The sequence below is a fragment of the Nostoc sp. genome (assembly GCF_036918015.1).
In the GTDB taxonomy this organism is placed as follows: Bacteria; Cyanobacteriota; Cyanobacteriia; order Cyanobacteriales; family Nostocaceae; genus Nostoc.
On record NZ_JBALEO010000053.1, the window covers coordinates 1 to 14,850 of the forward strand.

Sequence of the window (14,850 nt, forward strand, 5' to 3'; positions counted from 1 at the left end):
TTCCGTTACTGGGGTGCTTGTGATTACAGGCATCCCTTTATTTTTTGCCCACCCTCTCACTTACTGATCGCTCACCTTTAGTCTAAAGTCCAGTTTGAAGTTGAACGGGTTAAATTGGGCGATCGTAGCAGAGATAGAGGTGGGGGAAGCTTATCGTCCGCTTTACCAGTTACAGGTAATTTTGCTGGTTGCGGCGGCGCTTTTCTTGCTAGGAACAGCATTCTTAGCGGCAGTTGCTGCGAAAATTTTCACCTCTCCCCTGCGTCGTTTGACTGATAGCGCCCGGAAACTTGTGGCTGGGGAACTGGACACAGAAGATGAGGTAAAGTCACTTGATGAGTTTGGGGAATTGGCAACAGAGTTCAAAGAGGTGACAAACAAATTACGCCAAACTAAGGAAGAGCTGGAAACCAAGAAGCAGGAGAACGATGTTCTCATGCAGAATATTCTACCCAGAGCGATCGCCGAACGCAGGAAACAAGGAGAGCTATCCATTGCTGACAACTTCAAGCAAGTAACCATCCTCAATGCTCATGTGGCTGGAATTTCTGAGTTGAACAAACGCCTTTCACCGCAAGAAATGACAGAACTGCTCACCGAGTTATTTGATGAATTTGACGACTTTGCAGAACGCTACGGGTTGGAGAGGCATAACTCTCTGAGTACAAGCTATATGGCAGTTTGCGGACTCAGCGAAGCCAGATTTGACCACAGCCAGCGAACTGTTGATTTTGCCCTAGCAATGTTAGAGATTATCCAGCGTCTGAATATTAATTATAATTCTGCCTTGGCTTTACGCATTAGCATTCATGTAGGTTCTGTGACAGCAGGGGTAGTAGGGACACAAAAATTTGGGTACAGCATTTGGGGAGAAACAGCGTATATAGCCAGCAGTCTCCAGAGCCAAGCTCACTTGAACTATATTTTACTGACTGGGAGTGTGTACCAAAGGATCGCAGATAGCTACACATTCATCCAAAATCCGGTCGTGGAAATTCAAGGTCTGGGAGAGGTCGAAACTTGGACGCTGATAACCACCAGGAAGTTAGTTCTAACTCAGGTGGAGTTGGTTCAGTCATCCTTTGAAAAAGTGAAGCCTATTGCCGATCAGGCTGCCGAACTGTTTTACCAACGACTGTTTGAATTAAGCTCCTCCCTGCGTTCTCTATTTAAAGGGGATATGAAACAGCAGGAGCGGAAGCTAATGGATACGCTTGCACTTGCAGTAGAAGGTTTGCGTCAGCCAGAGCAGATTATCCCCACCGTTCAAGATTTGGGTCGCCGTCATGCAGGCTATGGGGTCAAGGATGAATACTACGATATTGTCGGCGAAGCTTTGCTATGGACTTTGGCGCAAGGACTGGGTGTAGAGTTTACTACGCCAGTGCGAAAAGCATGGGAAGAAGCTTACATATTTCTGAGTGAAATTATGAAGGAAGCAGCAGCAAAACTAGAGTTGGAGAAGATAAGTGTATGAACCCGGATTTCTCACGCATTGTGTAGGCTTCAGGGGAAGAGGAGTGTGGGGAGTGTGGGGAGTGTGGGGAGTGTGGGGGGTAAGACTTCTTCCCCATCCTCCCACACCTCCCACACCTCCCACACCCCTTGGATTTCTCACAAATGAGAAATCCAGGATGAAGAAGGCAGGAGGCAGGAGGTTAAAATAACACCTTTTTCTCGGTTTTAGATATTAAAAAATTGTTCGTAAAAAAACAGTCATGGATAAATCACTTCTGGGATGGCTATTGCTTTTGGGGCTGGGATTCCCATTGTTCGGTATACTGCTTGATGAAGCCGCCTCAAGATTAGAACGCAAGCAACACCCCTTAGCAGTCGCTCTGCGTCAGGTGCGCGAGTATGTGTTACCGCCCTTAGCTGCGATCTTGGTCATGCGACAGCTTTTAAGCGTCGCTGGCAAAGATTCTTGGGCACGTTTTGTGGAAACGTTAACTTGGGTTGCCGTCATTGTGGCGGGACTTTCTTTAATCAATGCCCTGTTGACCACAAAAAAGCAACCGATAAAATGGCAAATTCATGTACCTAGCCTGTTCTTTCAGGTAGCTAGGGGTGTAGTAATCTTAGGCATTGGCTATCACATTCTGAATGGAGTTTGGAGTATAAATTTTACTGGTTTGGGTTCCAGTGTGGGGATAGCTTCAGCAGTAATTGCCCTGGCGCTGCAAGACACCCTTAGCAACTTAGTATCAGGATTGCTGCTGCTATTTGCTAAACCCTTCAGAACGGGTGACTGGATTGAGCATGACGGAAAGCAGGGGCGGGTACTTGAGCAAAATTGGTGGTCGGTCACGATCGCAGGTCCTGGCTGGAAATTAAACGTTCCTAATGGTGTGTTGTCGAAGGCAAAGATTATCAATTACGGTCAGGGAGCAATCTTTAAAAGTATCTCTGTCAGTTTTTCTTACGACGACTCTCCTAATCAGGTGATTCCAGCACTAAGTAGCTTGGTGAAAGGCATAGATGGCATCGAAGACGAAGGTTTTGCTGCGGTTAGTTCCTATGGAGACTCCAGTATCACCTACGACCTTTACTATAAAGTACTACCTGAAAAAAACTTTGGCGTTTCTGGGGAACTCAAATCCCGACTTTACTATCTGACAAAGCGTTATGGTTTTACTTCTCCCTATCCGATCGCCGTTCAGTATAACGTCGATGCAAAACTTGGGATACCTAGTCAAATTCCCCAAGTAGTAGAGAACCGTCAACAAGAATTGATAACTTATTTGCGATCGCTCCCATATTTCCTCACGCTCAATGACAATCAGATTGAGAAACTGGCTGAACGGGCTAGATTTAAAGCCTACGGTCAGGGTGAGTTAATTGTTCAGGAAGGCAAAGAAGACGAGGGACTTTATATTATGTTCAAGGGTACGGGACAAGCGTACCTAAAAGATGAACAAGGGAACCGTAAGGTAGTGGACGAGCTTGAACTTAACGAAGCATTTGGTGAAATGGCTATCTTTCCAGGAGAACTCAGTCCAGTTAGTGCGATCGCCAAGGAAGATGTTGAGGTTGTGGTGATTCCCGCCCAAGAGATTATTGAAGCAATTGAATCTAACAACAAATTTGCCTCAGAACTTATCGAATATATCGAAGATCGGAAAAAGCTGATTCGACTTGCCAAAGGAATTAAGGAGGATGTAAATCTGCCGATTAATAATCTGCCGATTAACAATAATGGTCGCCGAGTGCAGGTGGGAAGATAATATATGTCATCAATCAGAATGAGAATGAGAAGGCAGAAGGCAGAGGAGCCACTGGGTTGCGGGGGTTTCCTCCATAGTAGCAAGTGGCGTGGCAGAAGGCAGAAAGTTTTATTAAAAAGGCGATTCAGAACCCTCCTTAATAAGAGCGACCAAATTAAAAATTTGGTCAGGGTTTTAAACCCTTGTTTCCTTTGGTCACGGGCTTTAGCACGGAGTCAGAATGTAAGAATTCAGTACCCAGGAGTCAGAAGTCAGAATAATAAAGTATCTATAGAATTAGTAAATTCATTCATCAAATATTTCTCCTTATTTTTTAACCCTTCTGGCTCCTGGATTCTGACTCCTGAATTCTTACGTCAGAATTTCCTTCTGCCTCCTGCCGACGCTCGCGGACTCGCTAACGCTGCGCTATCCTGCCCTCTGCCTTTCTCAATAACTAGAGCAAAAAAATTCAGAAATTACTTATTTTTGTTCAGCATCGTTTTACTATTAACAGCCTGCACTGGTCAATTAAAAACCTCAAAAGCAAATATTGACAATCAGGCTAGTGTGAACAAATCTTCACCAGAAAACTTAGGTATTGAGAAAGTCGAGGGGAAATTAGTTAAATCACTCTCAACCCCAGACTCAACTAAACAGGGCATTGTGCTTCCAGAGGTAAACCCCCTAGAACTAGAGGGAACAATAGCGATATCGGGAACTCAGGTAGTTTTGCCAATTAGTCAGGCTATTGCTCAACGCTTTATCCAAGACGGGTATCCTAGCAAGATTAATCTCGCTGGTATTGATACGGTCGTTGGCTTCAAGCTATTTTGCCAGGAGAAAAAAATAGATATTGTCAATGCAGTTCGCCCGATTACCACTCAGGAGTCAGCCGCCTGTGCTAAGTCAGGTATTGAGCCGATAGGCTTTCAAATTGCCACCGATGCAGTGACTATTGTAGTTAGTTCTGAAAATAATTTTGTCCCCAACACTCTGACACGCGATGAACTGGCAAAGGTATTTACTGTCCAAAAGTGGTCAGATGTGAATCCCAAATGGCCACAAGAGCTGATTAAACGCATTGTTCCAGCTGGGGCTGGTACTGGGGGAGGAGTTGACTTGTTTGCCCAAGCTATTCTCAAGGGGAACGTTAACCAACTTACTAGTGCTCCCAATACGATATCTTATGACTTTGTAGAGCAGTTACACTCAGAAGCTTTAATTAATCCCTACATGGTTGGCTTTTTAGAGTATGGCTCCTATCAAGAAAACCGCGGGAAGTTGAGGGCGATCGCTATTGATAAAGTAGACCCTTTCCTCCCAGAATATCCTCTAACTCGCCCTTTGTACATTTATGCAGATGCCAAAGCGATTCGGAACCGACCGGAATTAGAAGGGTTTATTAACTATTACTTGACCTATGTGGGCGAAGAAATTTCTACTCTGGGCTACCTTCCAGTTAAACCAACTGTATTGGATGAATCAAAAACTAAGTTCTTACAAGTGAAAGGGAATAAAGAGTTATTGAAGTCAGTAAGTAAGAAAAATTAGTTAGTGGGACAATTATTAACATTTAAATCATGAACGCAGACAGAGATTTAGCTGAGGCTGATAAGCAAATACAAATTTATTCCGACCAAAGCGATACTAATAACTTTTTGATAAAAATTATTGGTGGCGAACACGTTCATATAGGTTTATTTAAACAGGTTAATTGACTGGTTTAATGCTGGAGAAAAGGAACTGAGTCGCCGGGTAATTTTGAACTTTAAAAATAATGAATAAGAAAAAACCAACTAAAAAAATGATGATTTTCTGCACAACTACTGCGGGAAAATTGTTAACAATTACAGGAATAGCTATGCTCACCTCCTCTGTTTATTTGGCTGATGCTCAGGCTCAATCTCTCACTAACAATAGAAGTTTATCTCCGAAGACAGAAGGCAGAGGAGCCACCGAGAAAGCTCATAAAGCCTCCTGCCTCCTGCCTCGTTTATTAATAGCCCAAAATCTAGGGGGAATAGTCCGAAAAATCCCCCTAGAAGAAGTAGCACTTCCCGCAATGTCTTCAGCCAAGACAGCAACCAATGCTAAATTTAGCCAAGCCCGAATTGAATTGAAGTCAGATGGTTCTTTAATCTACATACTCAGAGGTCAAAACCAACAAGGCTTTGAAGTTGAAGTACAAGTTACTCCCGGCGGCACTCTTATTCAAGTTGATGAGCAAATAGAGATGAGTGGAGTTCCAGAAACTGCTGTAAAAGCTTTCAAAAAATGGGCACCAAACGATCCACTTATCAGTACTTGGCGGAGTACGCGTCTTGGCGAACTTTTCTATCAATTTGTTATTCGGGATTTTTGGTTAGAAATTGCTGCTGATGGTAATAAAGTAGTCATTTACCGCAAAAAAATCAATATTTAGCAAGTAAAAATATGCAATTCGGCGACATAGAGCTATGAAGACATTTACAATCAATAATTGGCAGAGAATTGTCGCTACTACACTAACTGCAACAACAATTACTTTCACTACTAACGCTGCATCTGCCCAATTACTTAAGGGTGGTGGTGCTACTTTTTCTGAACCTCTTTATCAGCGCTATAGTGCAGAATACGAACGGGAAACAGGCATCAAGTTCCAATACACTTCTATTGGCAGTGGTGGTGGCATTCGTTTGCTCATCAATAAAACTGTAGACCTCGCAGGTACTACTTTAATTCCTACCCCAATTGAGAAAAATCAGATGCAAGATGGGTTGTTAATCGTACCAACAGGAGGAGGGGCAATAGCGATTGTTTACAATCTTGAAGATGTCACCGCAGATATCAAATTATCTCGTGAGCAACTGGCACAAATATTTACAGGTAAAATTGCCAATTGGAACCAAATTGATTCCCGTTTTCCTAACAAAAAGATTCAAGTTGTAGTTCAATCCGATAGTAGCGGTACTAATTTTACCCTGACTAGATACTTGCGAAAAATTACGGGCGGAAAGATAGAAGCTAGCCGGGAACCTAATTGGGGATTTCAGGTCTTTGCTGCCCTGACTCAAGATAGTGCAGTGGCTGGAGAAGTGCGAAGAATTGATGGTGCAATTGGCTATGTTCAAACAAGCTTTGCTCGTCAGAACAATCTGCCTACAGCTAGGATTGAAAATCGGGCTGGTCGTTACGTGGAACCAACTTTGGCAGAGACGGAAAAGGCTCTAGCTAATATAAAGTTTAACGATGACTTCACGACTGAAGATATTGACGATCCAGAAGATGGCTATCCTTTGGTTAGTTTGAGTTGGCTACTCTTCTATAAAAAGTATCCCAACGAAACTCTTGTCCAAGCTAATAAAAATTTGTTGACATGGATTCTAACTAAGGGTCAAGGATTTAACCGAGAGCTAGGGTACACGAAAATTCCCGAAGATACAGCTAAAAAAGTGATTGAAACTGCCAACAATGAATTGGGAGTTCGTCCTTAAAAAATATTTATTATCCATTAGTTGTGTGAAAAAATGCAGAAATTATGAGCAAATCGAGTCTGCCATTGCCGCTGACTTTATTAATCTTGGGTTGTAATTTATTAGTATTATCTCCGGTCTTGGCGCAAGCAAATCATACTAATACTTCAGTATCTGAAATTCCAAAAACTGTAAACTTGTTAGAGAATCATGAGGTTAGTTCTGTTGGTGAATTAGCTCCTAATTCAGGTGTTCAAGGAAACGGGGAACTCTTAACAGGGAATAGTGAGGTACAAGACCAGAGATTTTATCCCAAACTTTCACAACTGTCTATAAAGGCGGGGGTTTCTAGCACCTTGAAAAATCAACTGGCTTCTGGTGATAGAATTCCCTCAAAAACCTCTGACGATCAACTTAAAATTCAAGAAATTCCTACTAACCAATTACAGCCACCCCAACTATATAGCCAACCACCAGATGCGATGACGGAAGTTACCAGGGTTGAAGATTTACGAGATGTTATTCCTGGGGATTGGGCTTATGAAGCACTGCGAAGCTTGGTAGAAAAATATCGTTGCATTGTTGGTTCTGAAAAAGCTACTTTTGAGGGTAATCGGGCTATAAACCGTTATGAATTTGCTGCTGCTTTTAATACTTGCTTGCTCAAGATGGGACGTATAATTTATAGCTTGAGTAATACATTCCCTAATCAAGAAGACTTAGCATCTGTAAAAAGGCTACAAGCAGACTTTGCTACAGAACTGAAAACCCTCACCACTAAAGTAGATAACTTAGAACAGCGATTAGTCTTTGTTGACGACCATCAGTTTAGTACTACTACAGTTCTCCGCGGGACAGTAGAGTTTAATTTAATTAGTGCTTTTGGGGGCAATAAAGCTGTTTCTTCTGGAGGAAATCCCAGGGAAGATTTGAATGAAAATCTTACTTTATCAGGGCGAGCAAATCTGAATTTCGATACCAGTTTTACAGGTAAAGACCGATTGCGAACTAACATTTTAGCTGGGAATGTTAGCAATTTTGGTAATAGTATTACTGGAACCGATATGACTCGCCTGATTGGTGCTGTCAATACTGGTAACAATGTGATGTTAGGTTCGTTGTTTTATGAGTTTCCGATCGCAGGTACACGCGGTAAGGTGGCGATCGCATCTGTTGCTGACTTTCCCACTCGCATTTTCCCTGCCCTGAATCCTGTTGCTTCTATTTCCAATTTTGGTGCTGAAAGTCCTATCTATTCGTTTGCTTTTGGTACGGGTGCTGTAGTTTACTATAACTTCACCGATCAAATTGCCGCTGGTGTCAGTTATTTAACTAGGAGTGGTAGCAATCCACTGGAAGGACTGTTTGGTGGTCAATCTACGGCCTTAGCTCAGGTAACTTATACTCCATCTAATAAGTTAGCGATCGCTTTTACTTATGGTCAATACTACGCTTTGGCACCTAATGTAACTGGGAGTAAGGGTAGCAGATTTGCTCAGTTGCCTTTTGGAGGGAGTACGGCGACTTCCGCCAATGCTTATGGTTTACAGTCTACTTATAAGTTGAGCAATAAGTTGATTTTAGGTGGTTGGATTAGCTATTTCAATGCTAGGGCTGAGTCTTCACCTAGCGTTAATGGTTTAGATGGTTCAATTGGAGCTAATGCTGACATCTGGAGTTGGGCAATTACTGCGGTAGTGCCAGATTTGGGTAAGTTAGGTAGTCAGTTAAATTTTGTTTTGGGTATGCCCCCGAAGGTTATAAGTAATGATGTTTATGCTCGTTTAGATAGGGATACTTCGATGCATTTTGAGCTATCTTATCGCTATCCAATGACTGATAGAATTTCTATTACTCCGGGAGTTTTATTGATTACTAATCCTGAGCATAATGCAGCCAATGATAGTGTTTGGATTGGATTATTGCGAACTACTTTTACGTTTTAATTAAAACCCAGAAATTCAAGTGCAGAGGAAATCGATCTAGAATTTCTCATTGAAGATTTACAAAAGATACTGCCTTCAATGAAAATAGGGACTGAAAGAATTTGTAATATTAAATACTACAAATTGGCAATGATCGCCTTAATGTCTCAACCACAAAAACACCTGGAAACGCCAATGCTACAGCATTAATTTCTTCGAGTTCAAATACGCCATAGTGATGAGAAATGTTAACTAAACCAAGCTTAGTGACTCAGTTATTTGGTAAGATCGACGCCATCGGGGGGCTTAACACTGGGAATGGCGAGTTAGTAGAAGTATCTAGCAAGGAATTGCTCTTATTTCAAGGCTTGGTTGATTGGCGTTCGCGTAGCGTGTCCGCAGGAATCTCGCCTGCGTATGTCTTTACTTGCGGCTGCGATCGGATAAGCGTTACTTCATCACAGGTCAGAAATATGCAAGATACCGTAAAAATCAAGTAATAATATACACTTTTGTTCCAACTTCTTTATGTAACATATCGTAAAAATCTGCTTATTCTCGTCACAAATGTTACAAAGCTAAACTTGCATGGGCATATTAAGAATGCTAATTTTGCAAGAAAAAACAATGACAGCTAGTTTATCTGGTTATCAACTCCTCGAAACCCTTCACTCCGGTAGTAAAACCGTCATTTATCGTGGACGGCGAGAAACCGATAATGTCTCTGTGGCGATCAAAACTCTTCTGTGCGAACATCCACCCCTGGAAGATATTGCTCGACTGCGCCACGAATATCAAATCATTGAGTCCCTGCGAATTCCTGGCATTGTTAAAGCCTACGAGCTAAAGAATTATCAGCATGGTTTGGCTTTGGTATTAGAAGATATTCCAGGTTGCTTGCTCAAAGAAATGATTACAACTCAAAAAACTACCTTGATTACTTTTCTCAAGGTGGCGATTAATTTGACACAGACTTTAGGAGAGCTACACGCCCAAAAAATTATACATAAAGATATTAAGCCGCACAATATTTTAATTAATCCCGAATCAGGGGAAATCAAACTGATTGACTTCAGTATCTCCTCGCGCCTCGATCGAGAAAATCCTACTTTGAGCAATCCTAATTTGCTTGAAGGTACACTTGCCTATATGTCGCCTGAGCAAACAGGCAGAATGAACCGAGTGTGCGACTATCGCACCGACTTTTATTCGTTGGGTGTCACCTTGTATGAAATGCTAACAGGTACGCTGCCATTTTATGCTAGTGACCCGATGGAGTTAATTTACTGTCACATCGCCAAAATGCCAGTCACACCCTGTAGTGAAACCGTGTGTCGTGTTCTGGAAGATGTGCCAGAGGCGATTAGTGCAATTATTTTGAAACTGTTAGCGAAAACAGCAGAGGAGCGGTATCAAAGCGCTTGGGGACTGAAAGCGGATTTAGAGGAATGCTTGTTTCAACTTCAAGTGATTGGCAAGATTGAAAACTTCGTACCAGGGAGACAGGACAAATCTGGGCATTTTTTGATTGGGCAACAACTCTACGGACGCGAAGCAGAAGTAGCAACATTGATGGCTGCATTTGAGCGTGTAGCAGATGGTAGCAGCGAATTTATGCTCGTCTCTGGTTATTCGGGCATTGGCAAGACGAGTGTCGTCAATGAAGTTCATAAACCGATTGTGGGGGCAAGGGGTTATTTCATTGCAGGCAAGTTTGACCAATTCAAACGCAATATTCCATACACGTCGTTGATTCAGGCATTCCAATCTTTGATTGGGCAATTACTAACTGAAAGCGAAGCCCAAATCCAAGGGTGGAAAGAGAAACTGTTAACTGCGTTGGGAGAAAACGGGCAAGTCATTATTGATGTGATTCCCGAAGTCGAACTAATTATTGGAACTGTGCCACCTGTTACACAACTGGGAGCCGCAGAATCTCAAAATCGTTTCAATCGCGTCTTTGGGCAATTAATTGGGGTATTCACGAACCAAGACCATCCCTTGGTTGTTTTCTTAGATGACTTGCAGTGGGCAGATTCGGCATCACTGAACTTAATTGAGCGATTGATGACGGATACTGAGCGCAAATATTTATTACTAATCGGGGCATACCGTGATAATGAAGTTTCCCCCACCCATCCATTGATGATGAGTTTGTCCAAAATTCAATCCTCTGGTGCGGTGGTGAATAACATCGTCTTGTCATCATTGCAATTAACGGATGTGGAAGCATTAATTGGCGATACATTGAATCACATAGAACACAGTCAGCCACTAGCAGAATTACTATTCCACAAAACCGGGGGGAACCCCTTCTTCTTAACACAACTGCTGAAAACCCTACACCAAGAAGACTTACTAACATACGACTTCCATTCAGGAGTATGGCAGTGGGATATTCAACATATTCAAGCGATCGGCATTAGCGACCTGAATGTGGTTGAACTGACAGCGAGAAATATTCGCAAACTGTCATTAGAAACGCAACAAGTCCTCAAACTGGCTGCTTGTATTGGTAATACTTTTAACTTAGATGTATTAGCGATCGTTAATGAAGCATCTTCTCTCACAACTGCGGCTCAATTATGGTCAGCCCTGGAAGTTGGGTTGATTTTGCCGTTAAGTCAGGATTACAAAATTCCCTTAGTATTTGGTCAAGATGAATTTAGCGGCATTAATTTAACGGATGTCAAGGTTGATTACAAGTTTTTACATGACCGCGTACAGCAAGCTGCGTATTCTCTGATTCCCGACGATCGCAAGCAAGCAACGCATCTAAAAATTGGTCAATTACTGCTGCAAAATACGACACCAGAAGAACGCAAAGAAAATATATTTGCTTTAGTTAATCAACTCAATTACGGTACTGATTTACTGATATCTGAAACAGAAAAATATCAACTTGCAGAACTAAACCTCATCGCCGGTCAGAGAGCAAAGGCAGCCACAGCCCATGATTCCGCTATCAAATATTTGCAAGTTGCTTTGGGACTGTTAGCAGAAGAAAGCTGGAAGTGTGAATATGCACTGACATTAACACTGCACTCAGAAGCGGCAGAGGCAGCTTTTTTAAGCGGTGATTTTGAAGAAATGCAGAGATTGTTTGCGATCGTCCAAAACCGTGCTGTGACGCTACTGGACAAAATTAAAGTGTATGAAGTCCAGATGCAAGCTTATATGGCGCAGAACAGGCTGCTAGAAGCGGTTAACACAGCGCTACAAGTTTTAAAGGTGTTAGGAGTGGAGTTTCCCCAAGAGCCGAACCTGTCAGATATTGGGCAAGGATTGGCGGACACGGCGGCAATTTTGAGTGGAACGCGAATTGAGGATTTAATTGAGCTACCTCAAATGAGCGATCGCTATAAATTAGCAGCTATTAGACTTTTGTCAAGTATCTTTGCTCCTGCATATATTGCTGCTCCTGCACTGTTGCCCTTGACGGTGTGCAAACAAGTACAATTATCCGTCCAATATGGTAATGCTGCCCTTTCTGGGTTTGCTTATGCCAATTATGGTTTTCTTCTTTGTGCCATTGTGGGAGATATTGATTCAGGTTATAAATTTGGTCAGTTGGCTTTAAATTTAGTGTCAAAGTTAAATGCTCAAGAAATCAAGGCCAAGACAGTTTTCATCGTAAATCTATTTATCCGACATTGGAAGGAGCATCTAAGAGAAACCTTAGAGCCTTTGCTGTCAGCTTACTCTAGCGGCATGGAAACTGGAGATTTAGAATATGCAGGCTATAGTCTACTTCAGTACTCCTGTTTAGCTTACTTTAGCGGTAAAGAACTGACTGTCCTGGAAACAGAGATAGCAAGAAACAGAGATGCTATTCATAAAATTAAGCAAGAAACAGCGCTTCATTATATAGAAATCTATTGGCAAGCTATCTTAAATCTACTGGGAAAAAGTGAAAATCCCTGCCTAATTAAGGGTGAAGCCTGCGATGAACAGATAAGGTTGCCACTGCACCAGCAAGCAAACGACAATGCGGGAGTTTGCTACATATATTTGAACAAATTTTTGCTTTGTTATTGGTTTGAAAATTACTCGGAAGCGATTGAGAATCTCGCTATAGCAGAGAAGTATTTAGATGCAGTGGTAGGAATGCCCGTTGTTCCTGTATTCAATTTTTACGATTCTTTATTACGGCTAGCGGTGTATCCTAACGCCCAAGAATCAGAGCAAAAGGCCCTCCGCGATCGCGTCCAAGCTAATCAAGAAAAAATCCAAAAATGGGCGGATTATGCGCCAATGAATCATTTACACAAATTCTATTTGGTAGAGGCAGAACGGCATCGGGTTTTAGGCGAAAAAATCGAAGCGATCGAGATGTATGAAAAAGCGATCGCACTTGCCAAACAAAACGAGTATATCAACGAAGAAGCGATCGCCCACGAACTCGCAGCCAAATTTTATTTGTCATGGGGTAAAGAAACGATTGCTCAAATCTATATGACTAATGCCTACTACGCCTATAGCCATTGGGGTGCTGTTGCTAAAGTCAAAGATTTAGAAACACGCTATCCACAATTAATTTTGCGGTCAAACACAGAAAAAATAGAAACGAATTACCTGCACACTCTTCAAACAAGCTCTACGACTACAGGAGGCGCTCACATTCTCGACTTCATGACAGTGATGAAAGCTGCACAGGTGCTGTCAGAAGAAATCGTGCTAACTCACCTGCTCGAAAAATTGATGAAGATTGTCATCGAAAATGCTGGCGCTCAACAAGGTTACTTTATTGTCAAGCACGAGAATAAATGGCTGCTAGAAGCGATGGGAATAGTTGTAGGTAAGGAGGTTAGTGTTGTTGTTCACGCAGAGGAGAAAACCAATTCCCTCTTACTCCCAGTTGCCTTATTAAATTATGTCGAAAGAACCAGAAACAATCTGGTTTTAGACGATGCTGTTAAAGACTCCCGTTTTGCGGCTGATGCTTATATCACCACTTACCAATCCAAATCGATTTTGTGTTTGCCGTTGATTCACTCTGGCAAGTTTACTGGTATTATCTACCTGGAAAATAATCTCCTTTCTGGTGCTTTTACTCCAGAACGGGTAAATGTGCTGAGTCTGTTGATAGCACAAATTTCGATTGCGATCGACAATGCCCGTCTTTACACCAATCTGCAAGCCTACTCGCAACAACTAGAAGCCAAATCACAAGAACTCGAAGCTAAAAATGAAGCTTTCCAAGCATCCGAAAAGCGCGAGCGAGAAAAAGCTGAACAACTTGCACAATCCCTGCACAAACTCCAACAAACCCAGGCTCAACTTGTGCAGACCGAAAAAATGTCAAGCTTAGGGCAACTAGTCGCTGGCGTTGCCCACGAAATCAATAATCCAGTCAATTTTATCTTTGGCAACCTAACTCATGCCAACACCTATACCCAAGAGGTGCTGAGACTGCTGGAACTTTACCAGAAACATTACCCATCTCCCCATCCAGAGATTCAGGAAGAAGTAGAGGCGATGGATCTAAAATTTCTGCTGGAAGACTTGCCCAAGCTACTGTCTTCTATGCGGGTTGGGGCAGACAGAATTCGCCAAATTGTCGCTTCTTTGCGAACTTTCTCACGCATGGACGAAGCCGAAATTAAAGCCGTTAATATTCATGAGGGCATTGAAAGTACCCTGATGATTCTGCAACATCGCTTCAAAGCAAAGTCAGATCGTCCGGGTATTGAGCTTATTAAACACTACGGCAATCTGCCCCAAGTTGAATGCTATGCAGGACAGCTAAATCAAGTATTTATGAATGTGTTGAGTAATGCGATTGATGCTTTAGAAGAGTCATTAACAGACAATCAAGGACAAATAAAAATTCCAACTATTACTATTCACACTGCACAAATTGACGCTCATCAAGTCGAAATTCGGATTGCAGACAATGGGATGAGTATACCAGAGTCTATTCGGCAACGCTTGTTCGATCCTTTCTTCACCACAAAACCTGTGGGTAAAGGAACAGGTATGGGCTTGTCGATTAGCTACCAAATTGTCACCGAAAAACATGGTGGTTCACTGTCTTGCACTTCAGAACCCGGCGAGGGAGCGGAGTTTCAAATCCGTATTCCAGTTTGCCAGGAAGTTAGTAACTTTCCCCGGTAGTTTGAACACTGATAGTTTTTTAGTTTTTCTTGAGCAAACATTAATTGGTTTCATCATTGTGGTCTGTTTTTCAGCCCTATTAGATAGCTCTTTCTGTGAACCCGCTTGGTGAAAATGTTTTGCCCTCACCCCCAGCCCCTCTCCCCAAGA

At 42.3% G+C, this 14,850-nt stretch carries 9 protein-coding genes; 8 read left to right on the plus strand and 1 reads right to left on the minus strand.

The features are described 5' to 3' along the window. Positions 1-100: 100 nt before the first annotated feature. Positions 101-1,477, plus strand: coding sequence for an adenylate/guanylate cyclase domain-containing protein (locus tag V7K61_RS12160; protein ID WP_335053552.1), 1,377 nt, complete (start codon positions 101-103; stop codon positions 1,475-1,477). Here V7K61_RS12160 and V7K61_RS12165 read toward each other — a convergent pair. Next, positions 1,451-1,618: a hypothetical protein gene (locus V7K61_RS12165; RefSeq protein WP_335053553.1), complete on the minus strand. Its 168-nt coding sequence runs from the start codon at positions 1,616-1,618 to the stop codon at positions 1,451-1,453. The two genes, V7K61_RS12160 and V7K61_RS12165, sit on opposite strands and share 27 nt — an antisense overlap. Positions 1,619-1,718: 100 nt before the next feature. Between V7K61_RS12165 and V7K61_RS12170 the strand changes: the two genes are divergently transcribed. From V7K61_RS12170 to V7K61_RS12200, 7 genes are all read left to right on the plus strand, one after another. Continuing rightward, the gene (locus V7K61_RS12170; RefSeq protein ID WP_335053554.1) at positions 1,719-3,224 is read left to right on the plus strand and encodes a cyclic nucleotide-binding domain-containing protein; all 1,506 of its coding nucleotides are present in this window, start codon (positions 1,719-1,721) and stop codon (positions 3,222-3,224) included. A 468-nt stretch (positions 3,225-3,692) separates the two neighbouring features. Then, positions 3,693-4,757: a substrate-binding domain-containing protein gene (locus V7K61_RS12175; RefSeq protein ID WP_335053555.1), complete on the plus strand. Its 1,065-nt coding sequence runs from the start codon at positions 3,693-3,695 to the stop codon at positions 4,755-4,757. A gap of 29 nt (positions 4,758-4,786) precedes the next feature. Continuing rightward, complete coding sequence (locus tag V7K61_RS12180; RefSeq protein ID WP_335053556.1) at positions 4,787-4,924, plus strand: hypothetical protein; 138 nt, start codon at positions 4,787-4,789, stop codon at positions 4,922-4,924. Positions 4,925-4,983: 59 nt separating this feature from the next. Next, entirely contained in the window at positions 4,984-5,628 is a 645-nt protein-coding gene (locus tag V7K61_RS12185) for a hypothetical protein (protein ID WP_335053557.1), read from the plus strand. Positions 5,629-5,662: 34 nt separating this feature from the next. Beyond that, positions 5,663-6,679 (plus strand): phosphate ABC transporter substrate-binding protein PstS, encoded by a 1,017-nt coding sequence (gene pstS, locus V7K61_RS12190; protein WP_335053558.1) that lies wholly within the window; start codon positions 5,663-5,665, stop codon positions 6,677-6,679. Between the two features lie 44 nt (positions 6,680-6,723). Further along, positions 6,724-8,604 carry an iron uptake porin gene (locus V7K61_RS12195; RefSeq protein WP_335053559.1) on the plus strand — a complete coding sequence of 627 codons (1,881 nt, stop codon included), beginning with the start codon at positions 6,724-6,726 and terminating at the stop codon, positions 8,602-8,604. Between the two features lie 606 nt (positions 8,605-9,210). After that, positions 9,211-14,700, plus strand: coding sequence for a trifunctional serine/threonine-protein kinase/ATP-binding protein/sensor histidine kinase (locus V7K61_RS12200; protein WP_335053560.1), 5,490 nt, complete (start codon positions 9,211-9,213; stop codon positions 14,698-14,700). Positions 14,701-14,850 lie beyond the last annotated feature (150 nt).

Bases quoted from the DNA above. Each gene is read 5' to 3' on its own strand.
- V7K61_RS12170 (WP_335053554.1), top strand. From the start codon at position 1,719: ATGGATAAATCACTTCTGGGATGGCTATTGCTTTTGGGGCTGGGATTC.
- V7K61_RS12180 (WP_335053556.1), top strand. From the start codon at position 4,787: ATGAACGCAGACAGAGATTTAGCTGAGGCTGATAAGCAAATACAAATT.
- V7K61_RS12185 (WP_335053557.1), top strand. From the start codon at position 4,984: ATGAATAAGAAAAAACCAACTAAAAAAATGATGATTTTCTGCACAACT.
- pstS (WP_335053558.1), top strand. From the start codon at position 5,663: ATGAAGACATTTACAATCAATAATTGGCAGAGAATTGTCGCTACTACA.
- V7K61_RS12195 (WP_335053559.1), top strand. From the start codon at position 6,724: ATGAGCAAATCGAGTCTGCCATTGCCGCTGACTTTATTAATCTTGGGT.
- V7K61_RS12200 (WP_335053560.1), top strand. From the start codon at position 9,211: ATGACAGCTAGTTTATCTGGTTATCAACTCCTCGAAACCCTTCACTCC.